This is a genomic window from Novosphingobium sp. 32-60-15 (assembly GCF_002280675.1).
GTDB lineage: Bacteria > Pseudomonadota > Alphaproteobacteria > Sphingomonadales > Sphingomonadaceae > Novosphingobium.
This window is the reverse complement of record NZ_NCEN01000001.1, coordinates 270402-294583: the sequence shown is the minus strand read 5'-3', so window position 1 is coordinate 294583 and position 24182 is coordinate 270402. Positions and strand designations below refer to the sequence as shown.

At 58.2% G+C, this 24182-nt stretch carries 24 protein-coding genes and 2 tRNA genes; 18 read left to right on the top strand and 8 right to left on the bottom strand.

Annotation, left to right across the window (positions count from 1 at the left end; translation table 11 throughout):
* The first annotated feature begins 2 nt into the window (after positions 1 to 2).
* The 7 genes from ilvB to B7Y89_RS01280 all read left to right on the top strand — a co-directional run bounded on the left by ilvB (position 3) and on the right by B7Y89_RS01280 (position 7717).
* Complete coding sequence (ilvB, locus tag B7Y89_RS01310) at positions 3 to 1751, top strand: biosynthetic-type acetolactate synthase large subunit (protein ID WP_292934974.1); 1749 nt, start codon at positions 3 to 5, stop codon at positions 1749 to 1751.
* Positions 1752 to 1766: 15 nt separating this feature from the next.
* Positions 1767 to 2282 carry an acetolactate synthase small subunit gene (gene ilvN, locus B7Y89_RS01305; RefSeq protein ID WP_292935061.1) on the top strand — a complete coding sequence of 172 codons (516 nt, stop codon included), beginning with the start codon at positions 1767 to 1769 and terminating at the stop codon, positions 2280 to 2282.
* Positions 2283 to 2408: 126 nt separating this feature from the next.
* Entirely contained in the window at positions 2409 to 3428 is a 1020-nt protein-coding gene (gene ilvC, locus B7Y89_RS01300) for a ketol-acid reductoisomerase (RefSeq protein WP_292934973.1), read from the top strand.
* 88 nt (positions 3429 to 3516) lie between these two features.
* Positions 3517 to 3897 carry an I78 family peptidase inhibitor gene (locus B7Y89_RS01295; protein WP_292934972.1) on the top strand — a complete coding sequence of 127 codons (381 nt, stop codon included), beginning with the start codon at positions 3517 to 3519 and terminating at the stop codon, positions 3895 to 3897.
* 185 nt (positions 3898 to 4082) lie between these two features.
* Positions 4083 to 4667 carry a YceI family protein gene (locus B7Y89_RS01290; RefSeq protein WP_292934970.1) on the top strand — a complete coding sequence of 195 codons (585 nt, stop codon included), beginning with the start codon at positions 4083 to 4085 and terminating at the stop codon, positions 4665 to 4667.
* 280 nt (positions 4668 to 4947) lie between these two features.
* Positions 4948 to 6618: a 2-isopropylmalate synthase gene (leuA, locus tag B7Y89_RS01285; protein WP_292934968.1), complete on the top strand. Its 1671-nt coding sequence runs from the start codon at positions 4948 to 4950 to the stop codon at positions 6616 to 6618.
* 118 nt (positions 6619 to 6736) lie between these two features.
* Positions 6737 to 7717: a nitronate monooxygenase family protein gene (locus B7Y89_RS01280; protein ID WP_292934966.1), complete on the top strand. Its 981-nt coding sequence runs from the start codon at positions 6737 to 6739 to the stop codon at positions 7715 to 7717.
* Positions 7718 to 7720: 3 nt separating this feature from the next.
* Here B7Y89_RS01280 and B7Y89_RS01275 read toward each other — a convergent pair whose 3' ends face one another.
* The 3 genes from B7Y89_RS01275 to B7Y89_RS01265 all read right to left on the bottom strand — a co-directional run bounded on the left by B7Y89_RS01275 (position 7721) and on the right by B7Y89_RS01265 (position 9577).
* On the bottom strand, positions 7721 to 8206 hold the full coding sequence (locus B7Y89_RS01275) for an AHH domain-containing protein (protein WP_292934965.1): 486 nt from the start codon (positions 8204 to 8206) through the stop codon (positions 7721 to 7723).
* Between the two features lie 47 nt (positions 8207 to 8253).
* Positions 8254 to 8994, bottom strand: coding sequence for a hypothetical protein (locus B7Y89_RS01270; RefSeq protein ID WP_292934963.1), 741 nt, complete (start codon positions 8992 to 8994; stop codon positions 8254 to 8256).
* Between the two features lie 103 nt (positions 8995 to 9097).
* Entirely contained in the window at positions 9098 to 9577 is a 480-nt protein-coding gene (locus tag B7Y89_RS01265; protein WP_292934962.1) for a flavodoxin family protein, read from the bottom strand.
* 127 nt (positions 9578 to 9704) lie between these two features.
* On the opposite strand from B7Y89_RS01265, the gene recJ reads away from it, so the two are divergent.
* The 11 genes from recJ to phoB all read left to right on the top strand — a co-directional run bounded on the left by recJ (position 9705) and on the right by phoB (position 19240).
* On the top strand, positions 9705 to 11480 hold the full coding sequence (gene recJ, locus B7Y89_RS01260; protein WP_292935059.1) for a single-stranded-DNA-specific exonuclease RecJ: 1776 nt from the start codon (positions 9705 to 9707) through the stop codon (positions 11478 to 11480).
* Positions 11481 to 11559: 79 nt separating this feature from the next.
* A tRNA-Glu gene (locus B7Y89_RS01255) sits at positions 11560 to 11634 on the top strand.
* 57 nt (positions 11635 to 11691) lie between these two features.
* Positions 11692 to 11766: transfer RNA gene (locus tag B7Y89_RS01250), tRNA-Glu, on the top strand.
* 32 nt (positions 11767 to 11798) lie between these two features.
* Complete coding sequence (locus B7Y89_RS01245) at positions 11799 to 11930, top strand: hypothetical protein (protein WP_292934961.1); 132 nt, start codon at positions 11799 to 11801, stop codon at positions 11928 to 11930.
* Complete coding sequence (locus B7Y89_RS01240) at positions 11927 to 13135, top strand: ATP-binding protein (protein ID WP_292934960.1); 1209 nt, start codon at positions 11927 to 11929, stop codon at positions 13133 to 13135. Before B7Y89_RS01245 ends, B7Y89_RS01240 begins: the two co-directional genes overlap by 4 nt.
* Positions 13136 to 13191: 56 nt before the next feature.
* Positions 13192 to 14238: a substrate-binding domain-containing protein gene (locus B7Y89_RS01235; RefSeq protein WP_292934958.1), complete on the top strand. Its 1047-nt coding sequence runs from the start codon at positions 13192 to 13194 to the stop codon at positions 14236 to 14238.
* A gap of 16 nt (positions 14239 to 14254) precedes the next feature.
* Positions 14255 to 15637, top strand: a complete 1383-nt coding sequence (gene pstC, locus B7Y89_RS01230; protein ID WP_292934956.1) for a phosphate ABC transporter permease subunit PstC — start codon at positions 14255 to 14257, stop codon at positions 15635 to 15637.
* Entirely contained in the window at positions 15630 to 16916 is a 1287-nt protein-coding gene (gene pstA, locus B7Y89_RS01225) for a phosphate ABC transporter permease PstA (protein WP_292934954.1), read from the top strand. The genes pstC and pstA overlap by 8 nt, the downstream gene beginning before the upstream one ends.
* An 82-nt stretch (positions 16917 to 16998) precedes the next feature.
* Entirely contained in the window at positions 16999 to 17745 is a 747-nt protein-coding gene (gene pstB / locus B7Y89_RS01220; protein WP_292935057.1) for a phosphate ABC transporter ATP-binding protein PstB, read from the top strand.
* Between the two features lie 23 nt (positions 17746 to 17768).
* Positions 17769 to 18452: a phosphate signaling complex protein PhoU gene (phoU, locus tag B7Y89_RS01215; protein ID WP_292934951.1), complete on the top strand. Its 684-nt coding sequence runs from the start codon at positions 17769 to 17771 to the stop codon at positions 18450 to 18452.
* A gap of 98 nt (positions 18453 to 18550) precedes the next feature.
* The gene (gene phoB, locus B7Y89_RS01210) at positions 18551 to 19240 is read left to right on the top strand and encodes a phosphate regulon transcriptional regulator PhoB (protein ID WP_292934950.1); all 690 of its coding nucleotides are present in this window, start codon (positions 18551 to 18553) and stop codon (positions 19238 to 19240) included.
* On the opposite strand, the gene B7Y89_RS01205 is transcribed toward phoB, so the two are convergent.
* Genes B7Y89_RS01205 through B7Y89_RS01185 form a run of 5 tightly spaced genes read right to left on the bottom strand, consistent with a single transcriptional unit; the run spans position 19237 to position 24170 of the window.
* Positions 19237 to 20715 (bottom strand): mannosyltransferase, encoded by a 1479-nt coding sequence (locus B7Y89_RS01205; RefSeq protein WP_292934948.1) that lies wholly within the window; start codon positions 20713 to 20715, stop codon positions 19237 to 19239. The two genes, phoB and B7Y89_RS01205, sit on opposite strands and share 4 nt — an antisense overlap.
* Before the next feature lie 15 nt (positions 20716 to 20730).
* The gene (locus B7Y89_RS01200) at positions 20731 to 21003 is read right to left on the bottom strand and encodes a DUF1467 family protein (protein ID WP_292934947.1); all 273 of its coding nucleotides are present in this window, start codon (positions 21001 to 21003) and stop codon (positions 20731 to 20733) included.
* Between the two features lie 5 nt (positions 21004 to 21008).
* On the bottom strand, positions 21009 to 22661 hold the full coding sequence (locus tag B7Y89_RS01195) for a ribonuclease J (protein WP_292934946.1): 1653 nt from the start codon (positions 22659 to 22661) through the stop codon (positions 21009 to 21011).
* A complete protein-coding gene (locus B7Y89_RS01190) occupies positions 22658 to 23455 on the bottom strand; it encodes a type III pantothenate kinase (RefSeq protein ID WP_292934944.1) in 798 nt (265 codons plus the stop codon). The genes B7Y89_RS01195 and B7Y89_RS01190 overlap by 4 nt, the downstream gene beginning before the upstream one ends.
* On the bottom strand, positions 23439 to 24170 hold the full coding sequence (locus B7Y89_RS01185) for a biotin--[acetyl-CoA-carboxylase] ligase (RefSeq protein WP_292934943.1): 732 nt from the start codon (positions 24168 to 24170) through the stop codon (positions 23439 to 23441). Before B7Y89_RS01185 ends, B7Y89_RS01190 begins: the two co-directional genes overlap by 17 nt.
* Positions 24171 to 24182: the final 12 nt, after the last annotated feature.

The following is a 24182-nucleotide window of genomic DNA, read 5'->3' as shown; positions in this document are numbered from 1 at the left end:
ACGTGACAAGCGAGCGCAGCGGCGCCGAAATCTTGGTCGAAAGCCTCGTTGCCAAGGGAGTCGAGTTTGTATTCGGCTATCCGGGCGGCGCAGTGCTGCCGATTTACGATGCGCTGTTCGGTGATGAACGCATTCGCCACATCCTTGTGCGTCACGAAGCCGGCGCGGCCCATGCCGCCGAAGGCTATGCGCGCGCTACCGGCAAGCCCGGTGTAGTGCTGGTAACGTCCGGTCCCGGCGCTACCAACGCGGTCACTGGCATTGCCGATGCGTTTATGGATTCGATCCCGATGGTTGTCATCACCGGACAGGTCCCTACGGGCCTGATCGGTTCGGACGCGTTTCAGGAAGCCGATACCGTCGGCATCACGCGCCACTGCACCAAACACAACTATCTGGTCAAAGACCCGGCGCAACTCGCGACGATCATTGATGAGGCATTCCGCATCGCCACAGAAGGCCGCCCCGGCCCGGTTGTGATCGACATTCCCAAGGACGTGCAAATTGCAATGGCCGCGTGGAGCGGTGCCGCGCCGCAACAGCGCAACCGCTACAATCCGCAGACCGAAGGCGGCGTTCGCGAAATCGAACAAGCGATCGAAATGATCGCCAATGCCCGCGCGCCCGTTTTCTACACTGGCGGCGGCGTTATCAATTCAGGGCCACAAGCCGCCAAGCTGCTGCAAGAATTGCAGACCCTTGTCGGCGCGCCTGTTACATCGACACTGATGGGTCTTGGTGCGTTTCCGGCTGACCATCCTGCGTGGTTGGGCATGCTGGGCATGCACGGAACATACGAAGCCAATATGACGATGAACCGCGCCGATCTGGTCGTGTGCATCGGTGCGCGCTTTGATGACCGCGTAACCGGCCGGTTGGATGCGTTTTCGCCCAACTCCAAGAAAATCCACATCGATATTGATCGCGCCTCGATCAACAAGACGGTGCGCGTCGATCTGCCGGTCATTGGTGATTGCGGCAAGGTTCTGGCACAATTGATCGATGCATGGCACACACGCGGCTACAAGGCGCAAGACCTTACCGCGTGGATTGCGCAAGTAGACACCTGGCGTGAACGCAAGAGCCTTGGCTATCCGCGCAAGACGGCTGAAATCATGCCTCAACTGGCGGTTGAACGGCTGTATGAGCTGACCAAACATCATGAGCCGATCATCAGCACCGAAGTTGGCCAGCATCAGATGTGGGCAGCGCAATACTTCCACTTCATGAAGCCCAACAAGTGGCTCACGTCTGGCGGCCTTGGCACGATGGGCTATGGCCTGCCTGCCGCCATCGGCGCGCAAGCGGGCTTTCCTGATGCCCTGGTCATCGATATCGCAGGCGATGCTTCCATCCAGATGAACATTCAGGAACTGGGCACGGCCACGCAATATCGCTTGCCGGTGAAAGTGTTCGTGCTCAACAACGAATGGATGGGCATGGTCCGCCAGTGGCAGGAACTCACTTATGAAAGCCGCTATTCCAACTCCTACTCCGATAGCCTGCCCGATTTCGTGAAGCTGGCCGAGGCTTATGGCTGGAAGGGCATCCGCATTACGGACCTGAGTGAACTCGACGCCGGCATCCAGGCGATGATCGACCATGACGGCCCGGTCTTTGTTGATTGCCTCGTTTCAAAGGAAGCCAATTGCTTCCCGATGATTCCATCAGGCGCTGCGCACACCGACATGATCCTTTACGGGGACGAGGTTGCCGGCACGATGGACGACGAAGCCAAGGCGCTGGTCTAAGAAAGCCCTGACATGATGCACATGCACGAAGAGGCGCAAGAGCGCCACGTTCTGACCATTACGGTGGACAACGAAGCGGGCATTCTGGCCAAGATTGCCGGATTGTTCACCGCGCGCGGCTATAACATCGATAGCCTGACCGTGGCCGACATAACCGATGGCCATGAGTTGAGCCGGATCACGATCGTAACGCACGGTCCACCACCGGTGATTGACCAGATCCGCGCACAACTCGAACGGCTTGTGCCGGTGCATAAGGTCACCGACCTCACCGAACTCGGCCCGTTCGTAGAACGCGAACTGGCGCTGATCAAGGTTTCGGGCAAGGGCGAGAACCGTGTCGAGGCATTGCGCCTTGCTGACGTATTCCGCGCAAAAGTGGTAGACACGACCACCGCCAGCTTCATTTTTGAATTGACCGGTGCCCCTGAAAAGATCGACAGCTTCGTGTCTTTAATGAAAGAGCTTGGACTGGTTGAAGTTGGCCGGACAGGCATCGTTGGCATGGTTCGGGGCGCATCAGCCGCCTGACAAGTTTCATATCCACCACCCGTCATCCCTGCCATGCAGGGGTCCATCTCCAACGGGTGCTACTGGACAACATGGCCGGAGATGGATTCTCGCCAAGGCGGGAATGACGAAAACGAGGAAAATTCAATGAAGGTCTATTACGACGCCGATTGTGATCTCAACCTGATCACCGACAAGAAGATCGTTATTCTGGGCTATGGTTCGCAAGGTCACGCCCATGCGCAGAACCTGCGCGATTCGGGCGTCAAGGAAGTCGCCATCGCGCTGCGTCCGGGTTCGGCCAGCGCCAAGAAGGCTGAGGCTGCTGGTTTCAAGGTCATGTCGAATGCTGATGCTGCGGCTTGGGCTGACCTCATCATGATCCTGGCACCTGATGAACATCAAGCTGCGATCTATGCTGACGATCTTGCCGCCAACATGAAGCCCGGAGCAGCCCTTGCATTTGCGCATGGCCTCAACATTCACTTCGGCCTGATCGAGCCACGCGCCGACATCGACGTGATCATGATCGCGCCAAAAGGTCCGGGCCATACCGTGCGCAGCGAATACCAGCGCGGCGGCGGCGTGCCTTGCCTGATCGCGGTCCACCAAGACGTAACCGGCAATGCCCAGGACGTTGGCCTTGCTTACGCTTCGGGCGTTGGCGGTGGCCGTTCGGGCATCATCGAAACCAACTTCCGCGAAGAGTGCGAAACCGATCTGTTCGGCGAACAGGCCGTGCTGTGCGGCGGTGCAACTGCGCTGGTGCAGGCCGGTTTTGAAACGCTGGTTGAAGCCGGTTATGCGCCGGAAATGGCCTATTTCGAATGCCTTCACGAACTGAAGCTGATCGTCGACCTGATGTATGAAGGCGGCATCGCCAACATGCGTTATTCGATCTCGAACACCGCCGAATACGGCGATATCAAGACCGGTCCGCGCATCATCACTGCAGAAACGAAGAAAGAAATGAAGCGCGTTCTGGAAGACATCCAGTCGGGCCGTTTCGTCAAGGACTTCGTGCTTGATAACCGCGCTGGTCAGCCAGAACTCAAGGCCGCGCGCGGCCTCGCCAAGCGCCACCCGATCGAAGAAACCGGTGCAAAGCTGCGTGCAATGATGCCGTGGATCGGCGCCAACAAGCTGGTCGACCAGACCAAGAACTGATCGGATTGATCGTGGCCCGCCCGTAAAGCGGGCCACGTTTCCGACGAACAGACACGTCACCTCGACGAAAGCGGTAGACGAACTGGCTTTGGCTGCTATTCCTCCATTTTGGAGAGAATGCCCAAAAACAAAGGTTCGCACCGTGTATAAAATGTTGATCTGCGGCGTTTTTTTGGCCGCCACGCTCAATCCCCATTCGGGCTACAGCGCTCCTGATGAAATGAGCCAACGCCCTTCCCCGCCCAAACCTGGCACGCGAGCTCCTGATAGTTGCGGATCGCAAGTAATCTCGCGGTTCGTTGGCGCTGACGCGGAACCTGCTGTTCGCAAAGCCGTTGCAACCGCAGTCGGGCATGAACGGATCCGCTGGATCAAGCCGGGCACCGTCATTACTCAAGACTTTCAGGAAAATCGCCTGAATGTCATTCTTGATCAAACCGGCCAAATCCTGACGATGCGCTGCGGCTAAGACCGCTTTGTCGCCAACCTGTTACAAAGTATTAGCGACAGCTTCTCTTGTGCGAATGGCGTGCGTGCGGCATTTCTGTGCTACTTAAACAGAGTCAGGAGCCCCCCATCGTGACCTTCCTCCCCAAAATGCCTCGCGCATTAAAGATTGCGCTACCACTCGCCTTGGTGGCCGCGGCCACACCGATGCTTGCCCAAATGCCGGAAGTGCCCGGCAAAGCTGACAAAACCCGCGTCGTTGCAGGCATCTACACTGCCGATGCCGGCCATTCGCTCGTCGCGTGGAACGTCAATCATTTTGGCTTCAACGATTACTTTGGCCTGTTTGGTGACGTAACGGGTACGCTCGAAATAGATCCCGCCAATCCCGCCGCAGCCAAAGTTTCAGTTAAAATCCCCGTCTCCAACGTTCTGACCGCCAGCCCCGGGCTTACTTCGCACCTGCTGAAACCAGCCGCTGATGGTAAACCTGCCGATTTCTTCGGCGCAGCGCCAACCGATGCCACATTTGTCTCCACGGACGTTGTACCGGCGGCAGACGGCATGTCGGCAACAATCAACGGTAACCTGACGCTGAACGGCGTAACGAAGCCGGTCGCCATCGCTGCAACTTTTGCCGGAGCGGGCAACAACCCCTTCACCAAGGCCTCGACGCTTGGCTTCCACGGCACTGCCGCAATCAAGCGGTCAGACTTTAACATCAAGTATGGCTTGCCGTTCGTGTCGGACGACGTGAAGTTGAACATCACGGTCGCTTTCGAAAAAAAGTAAGCACGACCGCTTAAAGCCTAATGCCGGCCTGATGCTCATTGCGGTGAGCGTCAGGCCATTTTTTGTGGCCGCAAAACGGTTCGAAGATCATTTTGCGCATTCATTCTGGACAAGCGCGAAATGAATCAGCATAGGCTTTTTCCATGAACGCTCGACTGGCCCTTACCCTGCGACTTACACGCCCTTGGGCGTAAGCTGACGTGTCGCATTGCGGCGCGCACGGCGCCCAAGGGAAGCGAGAACCAGTTTCAGGCCATTTTCCAGTCGAGAAGAACTACCCATGACCATGCTGAAAACCCCTTCGGCCAAGTATCGCGCGTTTCCGCAGATCAATCTGCCGGATCGCCAATGGCCCAGCCGCACAATCACGCAAGCGCCGCGCTGGCTGTCCACCGACTTGCGCGATGGCAACCAATCGCTAATCGATCCGATGAATGCGGAAAAGAAGTCACGGTTCTTCGATCTGCTGATCAAAGTCGGCCTCAAGGAAATTGAAGTAGGCTTTCCTAGCGCGGGTGCGACCGAATATGACTTCATCCGTGGTCTGGTCGACAGCGGTCGCATTCCTGATGATGTATTCGTGCAAGTTCTCACCCAATCACGCGAAGACCTGATCCGCACCAGCTTTGAAAGTCTGGCGGGTGCCAAGCAAGCAATTGTCCACGTTTACAATGCGGTATCCCCGCTGTGGCGTCAGGTGGTGTTCGGCATGGACAAGGCTGACGTCAAACAAATCGCAATCGATGGCGCAAAAGTTCTGCGCGATCAGGCCGCACGTTTTCCGCAGACCGACTGGCATTTCGAATATAGCCCCGAAACATTCTCGACCGCCGAAGTTGATTTCAGCATCGAATGTTGCGAAGCGGTGATGAACGTTTTGCAGCCGTCTGCCGAACATCCGATCATTCTCAACCTGCCCGCAACGGTTGAGGCATCGACACCCAATATTTACGCCGACCAGATCGAATACTTCGGCCGCAATCTGCCCAACCGTGACCGCGCGATCATCTCGCTGCACACGCACAATGACCGTGGAACGGGCGTTGCTGCAGCCGAACTTGGCTTGATGGCGGGCGCGGACCGCGTCGAAGGTTGTCTGTTCGGCAATGGAGAGCGCACCGGCAATTGCTGCCTCGTTACCGTTGCGCTGAACCTCTATACGCAAGGGGTTGAGCCTGAACTGGACTTCTCGGACATCGACGATGTGATCCAGACGGTGGAGTACTGCAACCAGTTGCCGGTCCATCCACGCCATCCTTATGGCGGTGAGCTGGTGTTCACGGCATTCTCGGGCAGCCATCAGGACGCGATCAAAAAGGGCTTCGCTGCGCAGGAACAGCGGAACGATGACATATGGTCAGTGCCTTATCTGCCGATAGATCCTGCGGATCTTGGCCGCAGCTATGAAGCGGTGATCCGCGTTAATTCTCAATCTGGCAAAGGCGGTTTTGCTTGGGTTCTCGAACAGGATCAGGGCCTGAAGCTCCCCAAGAAAATGCAGGCGCACTTCTCGCGCCATGTGCAGGAACTGGCCGACGAATTGGGCCGCGAATTGCAGGCGTCTGATATCTGGGGCGTATTCCGCAAGGCCTATCGACTTGATGCACCCCAACATTTCCAGTTGGTCGATTACGAAGAAGCACGCGGCGCTGATGGCACGCGGATTTTTGCCGGAAAGATCGATGTCGACGGCAAAGTGCAATCGGTCTCTGGACGCGGAAATGGCCTGATTTCATCCGTTGTCGCCACAATCAAAGATGGCTTCGGCCTGGAGATCGACATTACCGATTATTCGGAACACGCGATGGGTGCAGGCAGCAACGCCCGCGCAGCAGCATATGTGGAATGCAAAATGCCAGATGGTCGTACCGTATGGGGCGTTGGCATTGACGAAGACGTGGCAACCGCCAGCGTCCGCGCAGTGCTTAGCGCCGCCAACGCGGCGTCCTGATGTGTGATGACGGGCGGCTGCGGTCGCCCGTTTGTCAATCTGGGCACCTTTGACAAGCGACCTTTCCCCGCTTAGGGTTTAATCAAACAATTAACCTTTCTTGCGAGGAACGAGCCGCATGCCTTTGCCAGCGCTATTCGCCAATTTGCGCCTGCCCGTTATTGCGTCCCCTCTGTTCATCATTTCAGGACCGGAACTGGTAATTGCGCAATGCAAGGCCGGTATTGTGGGCTCTTTCCCTTCCCTAAACGCCCGGCCCGTAAGCCAGCTTGATGAATGGCTGCACCAGATCACCGAAGAACTGGCTGCCCACAACCGCGCCAATCCAGATAGTCCGGCGGCACCTTTCGCAGTCAACCAAATCGTCCACAAGACCAACAACCGTCTCGATGACGACATGGCGATGTGTGAAAAATGGCAAGTCCCCATGCTGATTACCTCGCTCGGCGCGCGAGAAGATGTTTACGCCGCCGCGCATCGCTGGGGCGGGATCGTGCTGCATGATGTGATCAACAATCGCTTTGCACGAAAAGCTATCGAGAAAGGCGCCGATGGCCTCGTTCCTGTCGCGGCAGGCGCAGGCGGCCACGCGGGTTCTCAGTCACCCTTTGCCTTGATGCAGGAAATTCGGCAGTGGTTTGACGGGCTTGTGGCGCTATCAGGGGCCATTGCCCACGGCCGATCAGTTCTGGCCGCACAAGCGTTGGGCGCAGACTTTGCCTACATCGGCTCGGCTTGGATTGCGACGCAGGAAGCGCGGGCTGAAGACTCGTACAAAAACGCCATCGTTGATTCCGGCGCTGAAGACATCGTCTATTCCAGCCTCTTTACCGGCGTGCATGGCAATTATCTGCGGTCTTCAATCATCAACGCAGGGCTTGATCCGGATAACCTCCCCGAAAGCGACCCGAGCAAAATGAACTTCGGGTCTGGCGGAAATACCGGGGTGAAGGCGTGGAAAGACATTTGGGGCTCTGGCCAAGGCATTGGCGCAGTCACAGCGATTGAGCCGGTCGCATCGCGAGTTGCTCGGTTGGAGCAGGAATACCGCGAAGCCTCGGCAGCCTTGAACGCCAACAGCGCGCCTTTTCTGAAGTAATACTCAGGCCACTTTTGAAACATCGCTGGTGGCTGACCACAACAGGTCAGCCATTGTATCAAGGTGGCCAAATTCCAACGCAGGATCGTGCGCATTCAGCGGTTTTCGCGACCATGAGCGCGGATCGAGCAGCTTGCGGCGCAAAGCCCGTTGCAACAGATCAAATCGCATCAGCGCTTCAAAATCGGCATTAACGGAACCAGCAGCACGTTTCCGTGCCCACCCCGCCTCGATCTGGCCAGCACGCTCCATTACCAGTTCGTTGTAGCTGCGGTGTGGACCACGGTGGAGCGGAAGCCCGATCCGTCGTGCAGTGACTTCGCAGGCCGGTAGCAGCAGGCCATTTCGGCGGAAATCGTGAAACCCCAGCCGGTCAGTGCCAAGTCTGAATATTATCGTGGCTAACGCTTTAGATCCAAGCAATTGGCGGGGAATAAGGTGGTGCCGTTGCAACCCCGGCGCGTAGCCCGGCTGTCCGGCAACATTCACGCTGCCAAATGGCAGGGCTTTTCTTTCGCCAGATCCGGATTTGCGACTCAGGAACACCTTGCAAGAATAGTTGTGGCATCCCGCGCCTCAAGAAAGACTGCTCCCGTTCCGGCAAGAATTGCATGCGTAGGCTGCGTCACAGGTCCATGGGCCACAAGCCAATCGACCAACCGCACCGCCACGCGGGCCAACTGTTCGGGGCTTGTTCCTGCCTCTCCAGCCAATGAAAATTCCTGTCCGATCAGAAATTTGAGGCCGGTCGTCGCAATCCTACCATCAGTGGACCGTTGCAGCGATGCAAGCGCAATGGCGGGAAACGGCCCACCTTCAAACCAAGGCTGGACGGCCTGACTGAAAAGTTCAGGCGCAACCGCATTTTGTGCGGGAATCCAGCAAATTGCGCGCGGTTGACCAATCTTTGCCAAGCTGACCGCCAATGCTGCCGCTACCCGGATTACGGGCAAAAGCCGCTGCGCTCCTGCAATGTGAGGGCCGGGGCATATTTGCAGCGCCGATAAGCCCTGACTTTGGCCAAGATTAAACCCGACCGCGTGATCAATGACAGGAACGGGCTGGGATTTGCCGCCAGCAAGCCCGCGCAAATCAAAGGTCAGGCCATCGCGGAGCACCTCTGCCCAGCCTTCATCTTCTGGCGGAGCATGGCTCACCGTGAAATCACCGCAATCCGTTGCCGCACCCATCAAGCCAGTGATGCCGGGGACTGAACCGGTATCATAGAGAAGTGAAGCAAGCGGTGCGCAGTCAGGAGTCTGGTCAATTTCGTCCACAAAGACCCCGCTTCAATTTCCTCCGGATTGGCACAACCGTCCCCTTACAGTCGAGTCCGCCAAGCAAACGGGGAAGCTCCTACGTGCTTATAGAGTAACAATTCTAGAAAACCCCTAGCCCGACCCCTCCGGTTAAAGCCTGTCCCAAATCGCAACACATTTGCAATGTTTCATCGGAGAGCGTTTTTCGCGCAAGTATCTCTGCCGGGGTTTGTGCACCAGTTTGGACAATTAAGGGCTCAGCCACGCGCTTCAATCGCCATCCGGTGGCGATGCGGTCTATCTGCCGCTGCGCTCCGCTTCCATCCGTTCCCGCAGCAATCATGGTGGCATAGGCGCGGCCCTCAATCTGGCCCAGCAGCGGATAATAGTTCCGGTCGAAGAACTCCTTCATCAACCCTGTCATTCCTGCCAGATTCTCCGGGCAGCAAAACAGATATGCCGAGGCATTCAACATATGGGACGTTGTCGCATCTTCAGCGCGCATCAGAACACACGGCCCTTCGATCAAGGCTCCCTGATGAGCCGCAAGGGCCATCGCCTCTGCCGCGCCCGTGCGGCTATGCCAGATGATCAACAGCATTGCTTCAACAGCCCCCTGCCCGATTAGAGCGGTCTACATCGCTCATAGGCCTAACCTGCAAACCTCTGAACCGTTCTTCACAGGCTTTGCTCTTTCCCGCGCTATGGGCATGGTATAGCGCGGGATGATGATACCAGTCACTGCGATAACCCGATCCCTATCCGGCCAAGCGTGGCGCTGGCGTGGCGGCAATATGGACATGGGCAGCACAGATGGCGCGCCCGGTGATGACCTTGTGACACAACTGCTCATGTCACGCGGGGTAGCCCGCGAAGATCTTGAACGTCACCGCCGCCCAACCTTGCGTGAGTTCCTGCCAGACCCGTCAATCTTCCGCGATATGGACAGCGCGGCATGCCGGCTGTCCGATGCAATCCTTTCTAACGAACAAATCACGATTTACGGCGATTATGACGTTGATGGTGCAACCAGCGCGGCGCTTCTCATTTTGCTGCTGCGTGATCTTGGTGTACAGGCGCGGCATTACATTCCTGATCGCTTGCTCGAAGGCTATGGACCATCCGGAGAAGCGCTGGTGCGGTTGGCCGGTGAAGGCTCCAGCCTGATCGTCACAGTCGATTGCGGGGCTATGGCACACGAAGCGCTGGCTGCGGCGCACGAAGTTGGCGTTGATGTCATCGTCGTGGATCACCACAAGTGCTCGTCAGAGCTTCCGCTCACCGTTGCACTCGTCAACCCCAACCGCTTGGACGAATGCGATGAGGCGGCATCTTACGGGCATTTGGCGGCAGTCGGCGTCGCGTTCCTGCTCGCCATCGCCACAGTGCGCGAATTGCGCGGGCGTGGACATTTTGAAAAGCGTAAAGCACCTGATCTGATGCGCCTGCTTGATCTGGTGGCGCTTGGTACCGTGGCAGACGTCGCGCAACTCAAAGGCCTTAACCGCGCGCTGGTATCGCAAGGCCTCAAGATCATGGCGCGGCGCGAGAATGTGGGTCTATCCGCGCTGATCGATGCAAGTCGCCTTACCCGCGCGCCCACTTGCAGCGATCTGGGCTTTGCGCTGGGGCCACGCATCAATGCAGGGGGCCGAGTGGGCGAGGCGACGCTGGGCGTACGCCTGCTGACCACACAAGACCCCGACGAAGCGCGCTCGATCGCCGCACAGCTTTCGCTCCTGAATGAAGAACGTCGCGGAATTGAACAGGAAGTGCAGGAGGCCGCCGAAGCACAAGTCGCCGCGCAGCATAACCGTGCCGTACTGGTCCTTGCAGGCCATGGCTGGCATCCGGGTGTGATCGGCATCGTGGCCGGGCGCATCAAGGAAAAGACCGGCAAGCCCGCACTGGTTATCGCGCTTGATGCAGACGAGGCCGGCAATGGCAAAGGCTCGGGCCGCTCGATAGCCGGGGTGGACCTGGGCTCGGCGATCATGGCCGCACGGGAAGCGGGAATGTTAATCGCAGGCGGCGGGCATGCAATGGCATGCGGCCTCACCATCAATCCAGAACGCCTTTTGGAATTGGGTGATTGGCTGGACGAGCGATTGGCCCGCGAGATATCGGGAGCGCGTGCATCGCAATCGCTGCTCCTCGATTTGTCGCTCAGCCCCGGTGGCCTCACTCCTGAACTGGTCGAGACACTGGAGACTGCAGGCCCGTTCGGCATCGGCTGGCCCGGCCCTCGCATAGCAGTAGGGCCGGTGCGATTGGTCAAGTGCGATCTTGTTGGCGCAGATCACGTGCGTATGGTGGCAAGCGGCGCTGATGGTCGCTCGTTCAAAGCCATCGCATTTCGTGCTGCGCAAAGTGACATGGGTCAGGCTTTGCTCCACGGATCGCGTGGTCGCCACTTGTGGTTGGCCGGGCGCGCAAAGATTGATGACTGGGCCAGTCGGCCTGCCGCAGAACTCCATGTTGAGGATGCTGCCTTTGCAGACTGACTTTTTTCGCAACATGCTGCTTGACGCCCCGCCATCCGCCCCTTAGAGGCGCGGACCTGCCCAGCGGTGCAAGCCCAGTGGCCCCTTCGTCTAGCGGTTAGGACGCGGCCCTTTCACGGCTGAAACACGGGTTCGATTCCCGTAGGGGTCACCATCTATTCCGGCTAACGCAGGATAGCAGCAGCAGCACATGCCTTGGGGCTTCCCCATCGGCCCCTTCGTCTAGCGGTTAGGACGCGGCCCTTTCACGGCTGAAACACGGGTTCGATTCCCGTAGGGGTCACCAGGTTTTTCACTCTTCGCCCAAACTTCTGCACAATGCTTGTTTTTGACAGCATCGCACTGCGCTTGCGCAGGGTTGTGGCGCTCGCCTATCTCCGCGCCACGATGCTGACCGCTCCGGTTGGCGATTCGCAAGTTGCGGGCAAACTAAACGGCGTGATTCGATGACTGGCTTGTCGTTGCCCATCCCCAGCATTGTAGTTGCGCTTTGCGCGGCGGTCGTCATGTATTTCGTCGGCGCCGGGTTCTGGCTGTCGCTTTCAATCCTGTTGGTATGGCTGGCAACCTTGTGGCTGGCCCGCCCTGAACCCACGGTTGAAACGCTGACGCGCGACGATGGCAGCGTTTCGCGCCAAACCATGATCGAACTGGTTGAGCCATTCGGCCTGCCGGTGCTCATGCTTGATGGACAGCGCATCGCCGCTGCCAATGCAGCCGCGCGCGAGGAATTGGGTACACACCTTGTAGGGCAGGATGCACGTGTCGCCTTGCGCCACCCCGAAGCCATACGATTGCTGGCAAAACCGGAAGGCCGCGCAATTGTGCGTGGCCTGACAGGTGCTCGCAGCATCTGGCAGGTCAGCCGTGTCCCGATTGATGAGCGGTTTTCCCTGATCGAGATGGTCAACCGCACAGCCGAAGCCGACATCAGCCGCGCGCACACGGATTTCGTCGCCAATGCCAGTCACGAGTTGCGCACGCCGCTCGCCTCGATCATCGGCTATGTTGAAACGCTGGCCGACCCCGACGCGAAAGTCGACGAAGTCACGGCAGCACGTTTCCACGCAACAGTCCTGCGCGAATCGCGTCGTCTCCAAAGCCTTGTCGAAGATCTGATGTCGCTGTCACGTATTGAAGCCGAAAAGCACGAAGTCCCGCGTGATCGCATCGACCTTGGGCAGCTCGTCGGCAGCATTGGTAGCGAAGTCGCCATGACGGCGGGCGATGAACGGATCGAAGTCGACACGACCGAGGCCATTGTCGGCGGTGATCGCCAGCAGCTTGATCAACTGGTACGCAATCTGATCGACAATGCCTTCAAGTACGGCGACCAAACCGCGCCGGTGAAGGTCAGACTTGTTGTCAGTGCAGGCGAGGCGCAATTGACCGTGATTGACAAGGGTGAAGGCATTCATCCTGACCATCTGCCTTACCTCACCCGCAGGTTCTATCGCACAGACCCTGGCCGTAGCCGTACGGCAGGGGGCACCGGCCTTGGCCTTGCCATCGTCAAACACATTGTGGAACGCCACCGTGGCAAGCTTGATATCGCCAGTACGCTGGGCGTAGGGACAACTGTATCGGTTCGCATCCCTCTTGCGGGACCGGCTGTGGCCACAAGCGCTTCACCTGCCGCATCATCACTGTCATAAAGCTGTCACGCTACCGTCGCATTGGCCGCCAAGCCAATAGGGATAGGGTCTAAACCATGTCGATGATTCGTAACATTTCGCTCTCCGCCGCCGCGCTTGGTGCACTTTCGCTCGCAGGGTGCGGATCGCAAGATGGCGGTACACGTGATCAGGTCCGCGCCGTTGGCTCGTCGACGGTCTATCCTTTCGCCAAAGCCGTTGCCGAATCGCTTGCCAAATCTGACGCGACGCTCAAATCGCCAATCATCGAATCGACCGGCACCGGCGCTGGAATGAAGCTGTTTTGCGCAGGCGTTGGCGCACAATCGCCCGACATTGAAAATGCCTCACGCCGGATGAAGAAATCCGAATTCGATGACTGCCAAAAAAATGGCGTCAAAGAAATCGTTGAAATTCAAGTCGGTCTTGATGGCGTCGCCTTTGCCGAAGCCGAAAACGGCCCGGGCATCGCGCTTACGCCCGAGGACGTTTACAAGGCACTGGCCAAGAATCCTTATGGCAAACCTCAGACGGCCAAGACATGGCAAGACGTCAATCCAGCGCTGCCTGCCCTTCCCATCCTTGTTTACGGCCCACCGTCAACTTCGGGCACGCGCGACGCGCTCAAGGAACTGATCCTCGCCAAAGGCTGCGACGAAAACGCCGAAATGAAGGCGCTCAAGGACAGCAACAAAGATTCGCACGAAAAGATCTGCACCGAAGTTCGTGATGACGGTGCCTATGTTGACGCAGGCGAAAATGACAACCTGATCGTCCAGAAAATCGAGGCCAATCCCAAGGCCATCGGCATCTTCGGCTTTTCATATCTCGAAGAAAATTCCGGCCGAATCAAAGGTCTGACGATGTCCGGCGTCACGCCAACGTACGCATCGATCTCGGATTTCAGCTATCCCGGCGCGCGCCCGCTCTACATTTATGTGAAAAAGGCCCATCTCAAAGCAATTCCGGGACTTCAATCATTTGTCACGGAATGGTCAAAGCTTTGGGGCAAGGATGGCACGCTTGCAAAGCTCGGAATGGTGATTGCACCTGATGATGTGCTTGCCGCCAGCGCCAAGACTGTTAACGACCTTCCGGTTCTTGACGGTTCGCAGTTGAAGTAAGGGAATTCCGGGGCTCATGTCGTCTGCCATCCTGTTATTACTAGCCTTCGGGCTGGGCCTTTTTGGTTGGCTGGCGGCGCGGTCCCGCGCATGGGCCTTCCGGCGTTCCGCGCCGGGGGTCCGCCTTCATTCGCTGCCCAATTTCCATGGCTGGTATGTCGCTCTTTGGGTGGCTGTACCGGCTGTGCTGTTTGCGGGCCTGTGGAACGTGATCGGCCCGATGCTGATCACCGCACATGTCCTGGCCGACCCTGCCGCATCGCTGCTGCCAACCTTCGGATTTGAACGCCAGACGCTTCTTGCCGAAGCGCGTGCAGTCGCTGAAGGCCGCGCATTCGGCGTGTTCAACGAAGATGCTCAGGCGCTGGTTGAACCATTCCGCACCGCGATAAACTTCTACGATTCCATTGGCTTGGTTGTGACGCTGATCGTCGCCTTTGCCGGCGGCGCATTCGCGTTCACCCGGCTCAAGCCAAATTTCACCGCCCGCACCCGCGTTGAACGCGCTGTCATGGCCGCCCTGCTGATCGCATCACTGGTTGCCGTGTTGACCACGATCGGCATCATCGCCAGCCTGGTCTTCGAAACCGTGCGCTTCTTCGGCATGGTCTCACCAATCGACTTCCTGTTCGGCACCCATTGGTCACCTGATCCGATGAGTGGCGGCGCGCCCGATGGCAAAGACTACGGCGCGATCCCTTTGTTCTGGGGCACGATCTACATCGGCGCGATCATCGCCATGATAGTTGCCATTCCGCTCGGTTTGATGAGCGCGATCTTCCTGACGCAATACGCTAGCAGCGGTGTGCGCAAGGTGATGAAGCCGCTGCTTGAGATTCTCGCAGGCGTCCCCACCGTCGTTTATGGCTATTTCGCCGCACTCACCGTTGCGCCGATGGTGCGTGATGTCGCCCAGGCAATTGGTATATCAAGCGCTTCTACCGAGAGCGCGGTTGCCGCCGGTCTGGTGATGGGTGTGATGATTATCCCGTTCGTATCGTCGATGGCCGATGATAGCATCGCCGCCGTGCCCCAAGCCATGCGCGATGGCAGCTTGGCAATGGGCGCAACGACAGCTGAAACTATCCGGAAAGTGCTGGTTCCCGCCGCCCTTCCCGGCATTGTTGCAGGCGTGATGCTGGCCATCAGCCGTGCGATTGGCGAGACGATGATCGTCGTCATGGCCGCAGGCGCCTCAGCCAACCTTACCGCCAACCCGTTTGAAAGCATGACCACGGTCACCTTTCAGATTGTGGCCATGTTAACCGGCGAAGGCAGCTTTGATCATCCCGCAACGCTGTCCGCATTCGCACTGGGCATGGTCCTTTTCCTCGTCACACTAGCCTTGAACTTCATCGCCCTGCGCGTGGTCAAACGCTACCGAGAAGCATATGAGTGAGGCCCCGTCGATGAGCGCCGCTCCCCAAACAGATTCTGCCGCTGTGCAGGCCCGCAGGATCGCCATGATGAACCGCGGCCTTGCGCGCCGCAAAGCAGCTGATCGCAACTTCCGTTTGCTCGGCTTTGTCGCCGTTGCTTTCTCGGGGTTGATGCTGTTGCTCTTGCTGATCAACATGACATCTGCCGGTATTGGCGGTTTTCAGCGAAGCGAAATCCGGTTCGACATACCCTTGGCAGGCGCCATGCAGATCGATGCCGAGCGACTGACCCAACCCGATCCACTTGGCGGCCTAGAACTGGTCGGCCTGCCCAAAGTCGTCGAAAACGCTGCGATTTCAGCCTTCGGAGCTGATGCAGGCAACATGTTGGCCGACGGTGCATGGCGCGAAGTCGCCGAGACGCTGATTGCAGACCCGTCCAAACTTGGCGGCACCATCAAGGTTTCCCTTCCCGCCAGCGATGCTTTGGCTTCGGCCCAGCGCGGTGTACGTGATCCTGTTATGCAGGAAGTCGCGCGCAAACTCGTCGCCGAAGGAAAGCTGGTTCGCGCTTTTGATAAGGGCTTCCTCAGCCGCTCAGATGCCACCAGCCCCCAATCGGTGGGCATATGGGGGGCGCTGAAAGGGTCGATGCTGACGATGTTTGTCACGCTGATCCTCGCCTTCCCGGTCGGCGTTTTGTCCGCGCTCTATCTTGAGGAGTATGCGCCCAAGAATCGCTGGACCGAAATCATCGAAATATCGATCAACAATCTGGCGGCGGTTCCTTCGATCATCTTCGGCCTGCTCGGCCTTGCGGTGTTCCTCGTGATCTTCCCGAACTTGCGCTCAGCCCCGCTGATCGGCGGGATGACGCTGGCTTTGATGACCATGCCGGTTATCGTAATCTCGGGCCGCAACGCCATCAAGGCTGTGCCTCCGTCGATCCGTGATGCGGCGCTGGCAATCGGTGCAAGCAAGGTGCAGGTCGTGTTCAATCACGTCCTTCCGCTCGCCCTGCCCGGCATCCTTACTGGAACGATCATCGGCATGGCCCGCGCACTGGGTGAAACCGCTCCGCTCTTGATGATTGGCATGCGCGCGTTCGTCGCCACGGCGCCATCCGGCTTCACTTCGCCATCGAGCGTCTTGCCAGTACAAATCTTCCTTTGGTCCGATGAAATCGACCGCGGCTTTGTCGAGCGCACCAGCGCTGCAATTGTCGTATTGCTTGTCTTCCTGCTCCTGATGAACGGTCTCGCCATTTACTTGCGCAACCGCTTCGAAAAACGGTGGTAAAATGAACACTGAAGCGACCCCGGCCGTGGTTCACACTCAAGTAAAGGCGGATGACACGCCCTACTTCGACGCGCCCTTGAAAATGAGCGCAAAGAACGTTTCGGTGTTCTATGGTGATAAGCGCGCCATCGATGATGTCTCCATCGAAATCCCCCAGCGTTACGTCACCGCTTTCATCGGCCCATCGGGCTGCGGCAAATCGACATTCCTGCGCTCACTCAACCGCATGAACGACACCATCGCCAACGCCCGCGTTGAGGGTGAGATCATGCTCGATGGCGATGATATTTATCGTTCCGGAATGGACGTGGTGCAACTGCGCGCCCGCGTTGGCATGGTATTCCAGAAGCCGAACCCGTTCCCCAAGTCGATCTATGAAAACATCGCTTACGGCCCTCGGATTCACGGCATCACCGGCTCGAAGGCGGAACTTGACGAAATCGTCGAGCAGTCTCTGCGCCGTGCGGGTCTGTGGGACGAAGTAAAGGACCGCCTGAACGACAGCGGCACCGCACTCTCGGGCGGCCAGCAGCAACGCTTGTGCATCGCACGCGCCATTGCGGTCGATCCAGAAGTGATCTTGATGGACGAACCTTGCTCGGCACTTGATCCCATCGCTACTGCACGCATCGAAGAACTGATCGACGAATTGCGCGGGCGCTACGCCATCGTCATCGTCACCCACTCGATGCAGCAAGCCGCGCGCGTGTCGCAAAGAACGGCATTTTTCCACCTCGGAAAAGTCGTCGAATACGGCAAAACTTCCGATATATTCACCAATCCGCGCGAAGAACGTACCAAGGATTACATCACTGGACGCTATGGTTGAGCGACTGGGACAAGGATTGAAACGTGGCTGAACATACCGTCAAGGCTTTCGACGACGACATCACCCGGCTGCGCGGCCTTGTTGCAGAGATGGGCGGCCTGGCCGAGCTTTCCGTGTCCGAGGCCATGGATGCTCTCATCCGGGCGGACCATGAGATGGCCGCAGGCGTAATCGCCCGCGACAAGCGGATTGATCAGCTTGAAGCAGAGGTCGACAAACTGGCCATCCGCGTGCTTGCATTGCGCGCGCCTATGGCAGACGACCTGCGTGAAGTTGTCGCCGCGCTTAAAATCGCCGGCGTCATCGAACGCATCGGTGATTATGCCAAGAATATCGCCAAGCGCGTCGGCATTATCGAAGGCCGCCGCCGGTTTGAGCCGCTGACGCTGATCCCCGCGATGAATGAACTCGCCGCCGAGATGGTTCATGACGTGTTGACCGCCTTTGCTGCGCGCGATCCTATTGCCGCAACCGAGATCGTTCAACGCGACGCCAAAGTCGATGCGTTCTACGATTCGATCTTCCGGAATCTGATTTCGTTCATGGTCGAAGACCCCGCCACGATCAGCACGGCTGCACAGCTTCTGTTTGTTGCACGCAACATTGAACGGATCGGCGATCACGCCACGAACATCGCGGAAATGGTCTATTACGCGGCAACCGGGGCAAAGCTGCCCGAGCGTGAGGAAGTCATCCCGCCAGCTTGATGGCATGCGCTGACTTGCCCGAAATAACATGCGAGTGTTTTGTCATACTGGGGTAACATCTGTCGTGCTTCAGCAAACTGACTGTCATGGAGGTTTGCGTGCCTGCTCCGAAACTACTTCTAGTTGAAGACGATACGGCACTTGCCGAATTGGTTGAATACCGCTTTCGTGGTGAGGGCTATGACGTTCGCACCACAGATGACGGTGATGAAGCATTGCTTCTGGCTGCCGAAGAAGCGCCTGACCTTGTGCTGCTTGATTGGATGATCGGCGGCACCAGCGGCATCGAAGTGTGCCGCCGCCTGCGCCGCAACAAGGAAACCGCGCACGTCCCCATCATCATGCTTACCGCGCGGTCTGATGAAGACGACCGTATTCGCGGGCTTGAAATCGGCGCAGACGATTATGTGACGAAGCCGTTCTCTCCACGTGAACTGATTGCCCGTGTTGGCGCGGTTCTACGGCGTGTGCGCCCCGCTCTGGCGGGGGAGACGATCACGGTTGGTGATCTCGCACTCGATCCCACCGCACACCGCGTGATGCGCCGGGGTACGCCGATGAAAGTCGGACCTACTGAATTCCGCCTGCTGCGCCACTTCATGGAGCATCCGGGCCGCGTGTTTTCGCGCGGGCAATTGCTTGATGCCGTATGGGGCAGCGGCAGCGACATTGAACTGCGTACGGTCGATGTTCACATCCGTCGTCTGCGCCAAGCCGTTGCAATCCCTGGCGTTCCTGATCCGGTGCGGACCGTCCGCTCTGCCGGGTATGCGCTTGAAGGCGTTTAACGGTCCATCCGTTTAAGCGCGATGTTATAATCAAGGATGCCGGGGCCTTCACTACATGGCCCTGGCCGCGCCATCACGCAATAATGCTCTTCGAACAGCGGCTTTTCGGGCGTCATGCAGCCTTTGAAGCGAAAGTCGTTGGGCAGTTCGGACATATGCTCCGCCGGTGTGATCACCACGTTGTAGCGCCGGGTCGTGACATTCATCGCCGCTTGCGAATTGATCAGCATCACCGGCACATCGCGGTTCAGCATCGCGCGTGAAACGAACGGCACATCGCGGATCCGGTAAGTCGCCAAACCGCATAGTCCGGGTTGATTGCGCACCGTCTGGAACGCCCGCAACGGCGCTTTGCCTACTGTCCAGTTGATGCGGAACGGCTCTGTCGCTGCGACTTGCACTGATGCTGCAAGCCAGAGCGCCATGATGGCTGCCTGTGCTTTAGTTGATGAAACACATGCGCGGCGCGTAACCCACCAATTCAACAAATCGACCGAGCCGATCGCCGCGACAAGCACCAGCAAAGAGACGCCGAGCAGGATGAAGCGGTACTCTTTGTGCCCGATTGCCGAATGTACCGCGATCACCGCCAAGGCGGAAATCACCAACATCGGATACCGCTTTGCACCAAGATATACACATGGAATCAATATGATAGCGATGAACTGCCATTGCCATGCCAGCACACGAAGATACCAATCAGGCGTTTCAATACCGTAAGCGTGGCTGCGGTTCTCCACCACATTGGCAAAGACATTGCGCATGATCCACAGCAGCGGCGCTTGCCCCATCACGGCATTGGCCAGAACATCGCAGAGCACCGCCAACGATGCGCCGCCCAACAGCGCTGGCCAAGCCTTGCGGAAATCGCCCCGTCCTGCCCACAGGAACGGTATAGCCAAGGCCGGCCCCGACGGAAACCGCGCAATGAAACCGAGGCCGAGGAGAAACCCCGCCCCCCAGGCCAACCGCGCAAGTCCCGTGTCACGAAAGCGATACAGCAGCGCCAAACCCGGCAGAACCGCCAGCACTGACAAAGTATCGCTGGATGTGCGCGGGGCGAAATAGGCAAAGTCGATCCAGACGGCGGCGACAAAGCCTGCGACGATTGCATGGCTCCGGCTGATCCTCAGCCCCAGCGCCCACCCTGCCCAGACCGAGCCAAGCGAGGCGACTGCCATCGCCAGGCGCGGCAGTATCAGGTGCAATTCGCCCGCAGGGTCAACCAGATGGCCGGACCAGACAGACGGCAACAGGATCAGCGGGATCAACCAGCTGCGAATACCGAGCCGGATGTCCCACGTCCTGATCCAGTCTCCAGTGACCAAGCCGTAAGCAGGTTCGACATATTGCCACACCTCATCGGCGTGGTGATAGACGGTTAGCAAGGCGATGGGTGCGCGTACCGCTAATGCCAGCGCCAATAACGCAAGCAGAGCAGGATCGAATCCTGAGCGTCGGAACCATTGGCGCACCCCCCCGCGCGCCTGTCAGTGACCGATGTAAGTGGTCAGATCGAGATCCGCGACAGTGATCCATTCGTTGAAATAGTTGGCATAGAAGAATGCGAACATGACCGCCGACAGGATCGTTGTGCGGACGACAAGCTTGCGTGCAGAGAAATTGGCCGGTGCGCTGTCAGCCTGACCTTCGACTTTTGCAGTGCCCAACTCGTCACTGGTGCGCACGCCGAACGGCAAGACGATGAAGCCCGCCATGACCCAGAACAGGCCATAGATCGCAAGGATTGACGTCCACTTCATCCCCGTCAGCCTTCCCGCAACAGCACTTGGACAACAGGCTTCTTGCCCGACCAGCGCTGGCCACAGCGGCGCACGGCAAGCCGCACAGCTTCAGCCACGGCGACGCGGTCACGCTTGCGATCACCACGGAGCTTGCTAATTGCCTCTGCCGCTTCAACTTTGGCATCGGCGACAAACGCTTCCATATCCTCGTCAAGCGGAATGCCCATCGAGCCGATATCGACGTCGGAAACCAGCAACCCGTCGCTCCGCACGGCCAAAGCCACGCTGATCAAGCCGTTTTCGGCAATCTTGCGGCGCGCGATGATCGCCTCGCCGTTGGCGGGCGCGATGATGTCGCCATCAAGGATAAGCCTTCCAGCGCGTTCCTCGGACAGCTTTTTAGGGCCATCAGGCGCAAGCCGGATCAGATCGCCGTTTTTCTGGACGATGGCCTTGGGAATACCTTCGTCCAGCCCCAATTGCGCCTGTTCGGCCATATGGCGGATTTCGCCATGCACCGGCACCAATATTTCCGGCCGAATCCAATCGTATAGCGCCACAAGTTCAGGACGTCCGGGATGACCTGAAACGTGGATCATGGACTGGCGGTCCGTCACGATGCGGATGCCCTTGTCTGCCAGCGCATTCTGGATGCGGCCGATTGCCAGTTCATTGCCCGGGATCTGGCGGCTGGAAAACAACACGACATCGCCCTTTTCAAGCCGGATGGGATGCTGTTCCGAAGCGATGCGTCCCAGCGCCGCGCGCGCCTCACCCTGCCCGCCGGTGGCCAGCACCAGCAATTCACCGCGCGGCACATCCATCGCATCATCGATATGAACAAGATCGGGCAAGTCTTTGAGATAGCCGCATGATTTGGCCACGCGGATGATCCGGTCGAGCGAGCGCCCTGCCACACAAAGCTGCCTTCCGGTTGCTTGCGCGACCTCACCCAAAGTCTGCAAGCGTGCCACGTTGGACGCAAAGGTGGTAACGACAACGCGGCGGCCCTTTTGCGCCGCGACGGCTTCCATCAGCCCTGCCCGCACTTCTCCTTCTGACCCGGACGCTTTGGGATTGAAGACGTTGGTGGAATCGCAAACCAGCGCAAGAATACCTTCATCGCCAATCGCGGTGAGTTCTTCCTCGGTGGCAGGCGTGCCGATGCGCGGTTCATCATCCAGCTTCCAATCGCCGGTGTGGAAGATTTTGCCATGCGGCGTATCGATCAACAGCGCGTTGCCTTCGGCAATCGAGTGCGCCAGCGGCACATAGCGGATGCCGAACGGGCCAAGCTCGAACCGGTCAAGATGATCAATGACGTTGAGTTCAACCTCTTTCTCGATCCCTGCCTCAACCAGCTTTTCATGCACCAGTTTTGCGGTGAAGGGTGTAGCATAAAGCGGCACGCCAAGGTCTTGTGCGAAATAGGGCACTGCGCCGATGTGGTCTTCGTGGGCATGCGTGAGCACAACGCCAATCAGATTGTCGAGCCGGTCTTCGATAAATTCAAGGTCGGCAAAGACCAGATCAATCCCCGGATAATGCGGATCGGCAAAGGTCATGCCCAGATCAACCATCAACCATTTGCCGTCACAGCAATAGAGGTTGACGTTCATGCCAATTTCGCCCGACCCGCCAAGGGCGATGAACAACAATTCCTTGGGTGATTTCACTGGGTAAAGCCTTGCTTGAGCGCGACCCGCTCGGCCAGAATGGCAAGGCCATCCAGCGTCAGGTCGGTATCGACATGGTCGAAAATATTGGTGTGTTCGCCAAATAGCACAGCGAGGCCGCCTGTTGCGACCACTTTGGCAGGCCGTCCGATTTCGGCACGCATACGCATGATCAGGCCTTCCATCATCGCAACATAGCCCCAGAACACGCCAATGTGCATCTGGTCCTCGGTGTTGCGGCCAATTACGCTTTTGTTGCGGGTTGGCGCTTCAATGGCGATGCGGGGGAGTTTCGCGGCGGCGTTGACCAATGCATCAAGCGACAGATTGATGCCCGGAGCGATAATGCCGCCTTTATAAGCGCCGTTGAAATCAACCACGTCGAACGTGGTCGCCGTGCCGAAATCTACCACAATCAGATCGCCGGGATAGCGTGCGTGGGCGGCAATCGCGTTGACCGCACGATCAGCACCGAGTGAGCGCGGATCGTCAATATCGGCTTCGAAACCCCATTCTACGGGTGCTTGGCCCGCTACGAGCGGATCGAGGCCGAAATACTTTTGCGAGAGCACCGTCAGGTTATGCAATGCGCGCGGAACCACCGTGGAGATCAGGATCTGCTTCACAGATTTCGGATCAAACCCTTGTAATTGCATCAATTGCAAAAGCCACACGGCATATTCATCTGCCGTCCGGCGCGGATCGGTAGCAACGCGCCAACGCGATTTGATCGCCCGGCCCTGAAACAAGGCAAAGACGATGTTGGTATTGCCGACGTCAACCGCCAGAAGCATGAGAACCCACCATTTCTATATCGCCTGCGTGGATGGCATGGACTGCACCATTCGCCAAGCGCAGAAGGGCCACGCCGTCATCGTCAATGCCGGCAAACGCACCCATAATCTCGCCATGGTCGCGATCTTTGACCGAAACAAGCGTACCGGTGGGCAATGCGCGCGAAAGCCACTGCATGCGCAAAACCGACCATTCGCCAAGATGCCAGCGGATCAGTGCATCGGCAAAGCGTTCGGCAAGGGTCGCGGCGAAACTATCGCGCGCAATGAACTGACCCAGCGCGGATAATGAAGCGGTGGATCGCCCCTCAACCTGCGGGGCTTGGGCAAGGTTCACACCGATGCCCACAACCACGCAATCGCCTTGTCGCTCAAGCAGGATACCGGCCAGTTTGGCATCGCCCACCAGCAAGTCATTCGGCCATTTGAGCATCAGGCCTTCAAGCCCGCTGCAAACCTCGGACACAGCTTCATACACCGCGACACCTGCAACAAGCGCCAGAGTTTGCGGCAAGGGATCAGAGGCGCGCAAGCGCACCACGGTGGACCCCATGAAATTGCCGTAACCATCGGACCAGACGCGGCCCGCACGACCCCGCCCCGCGCTCTGGCGGTCAGCAACGAGCCACTGGCCTTCGGCAACAGGCTCACCCCGACCAAGGCGGGCTAAAAGCTCACCGTTGGTCGAGGGAATATCAGCAATGGTTTCAATCAAGTCGCGCGGCGT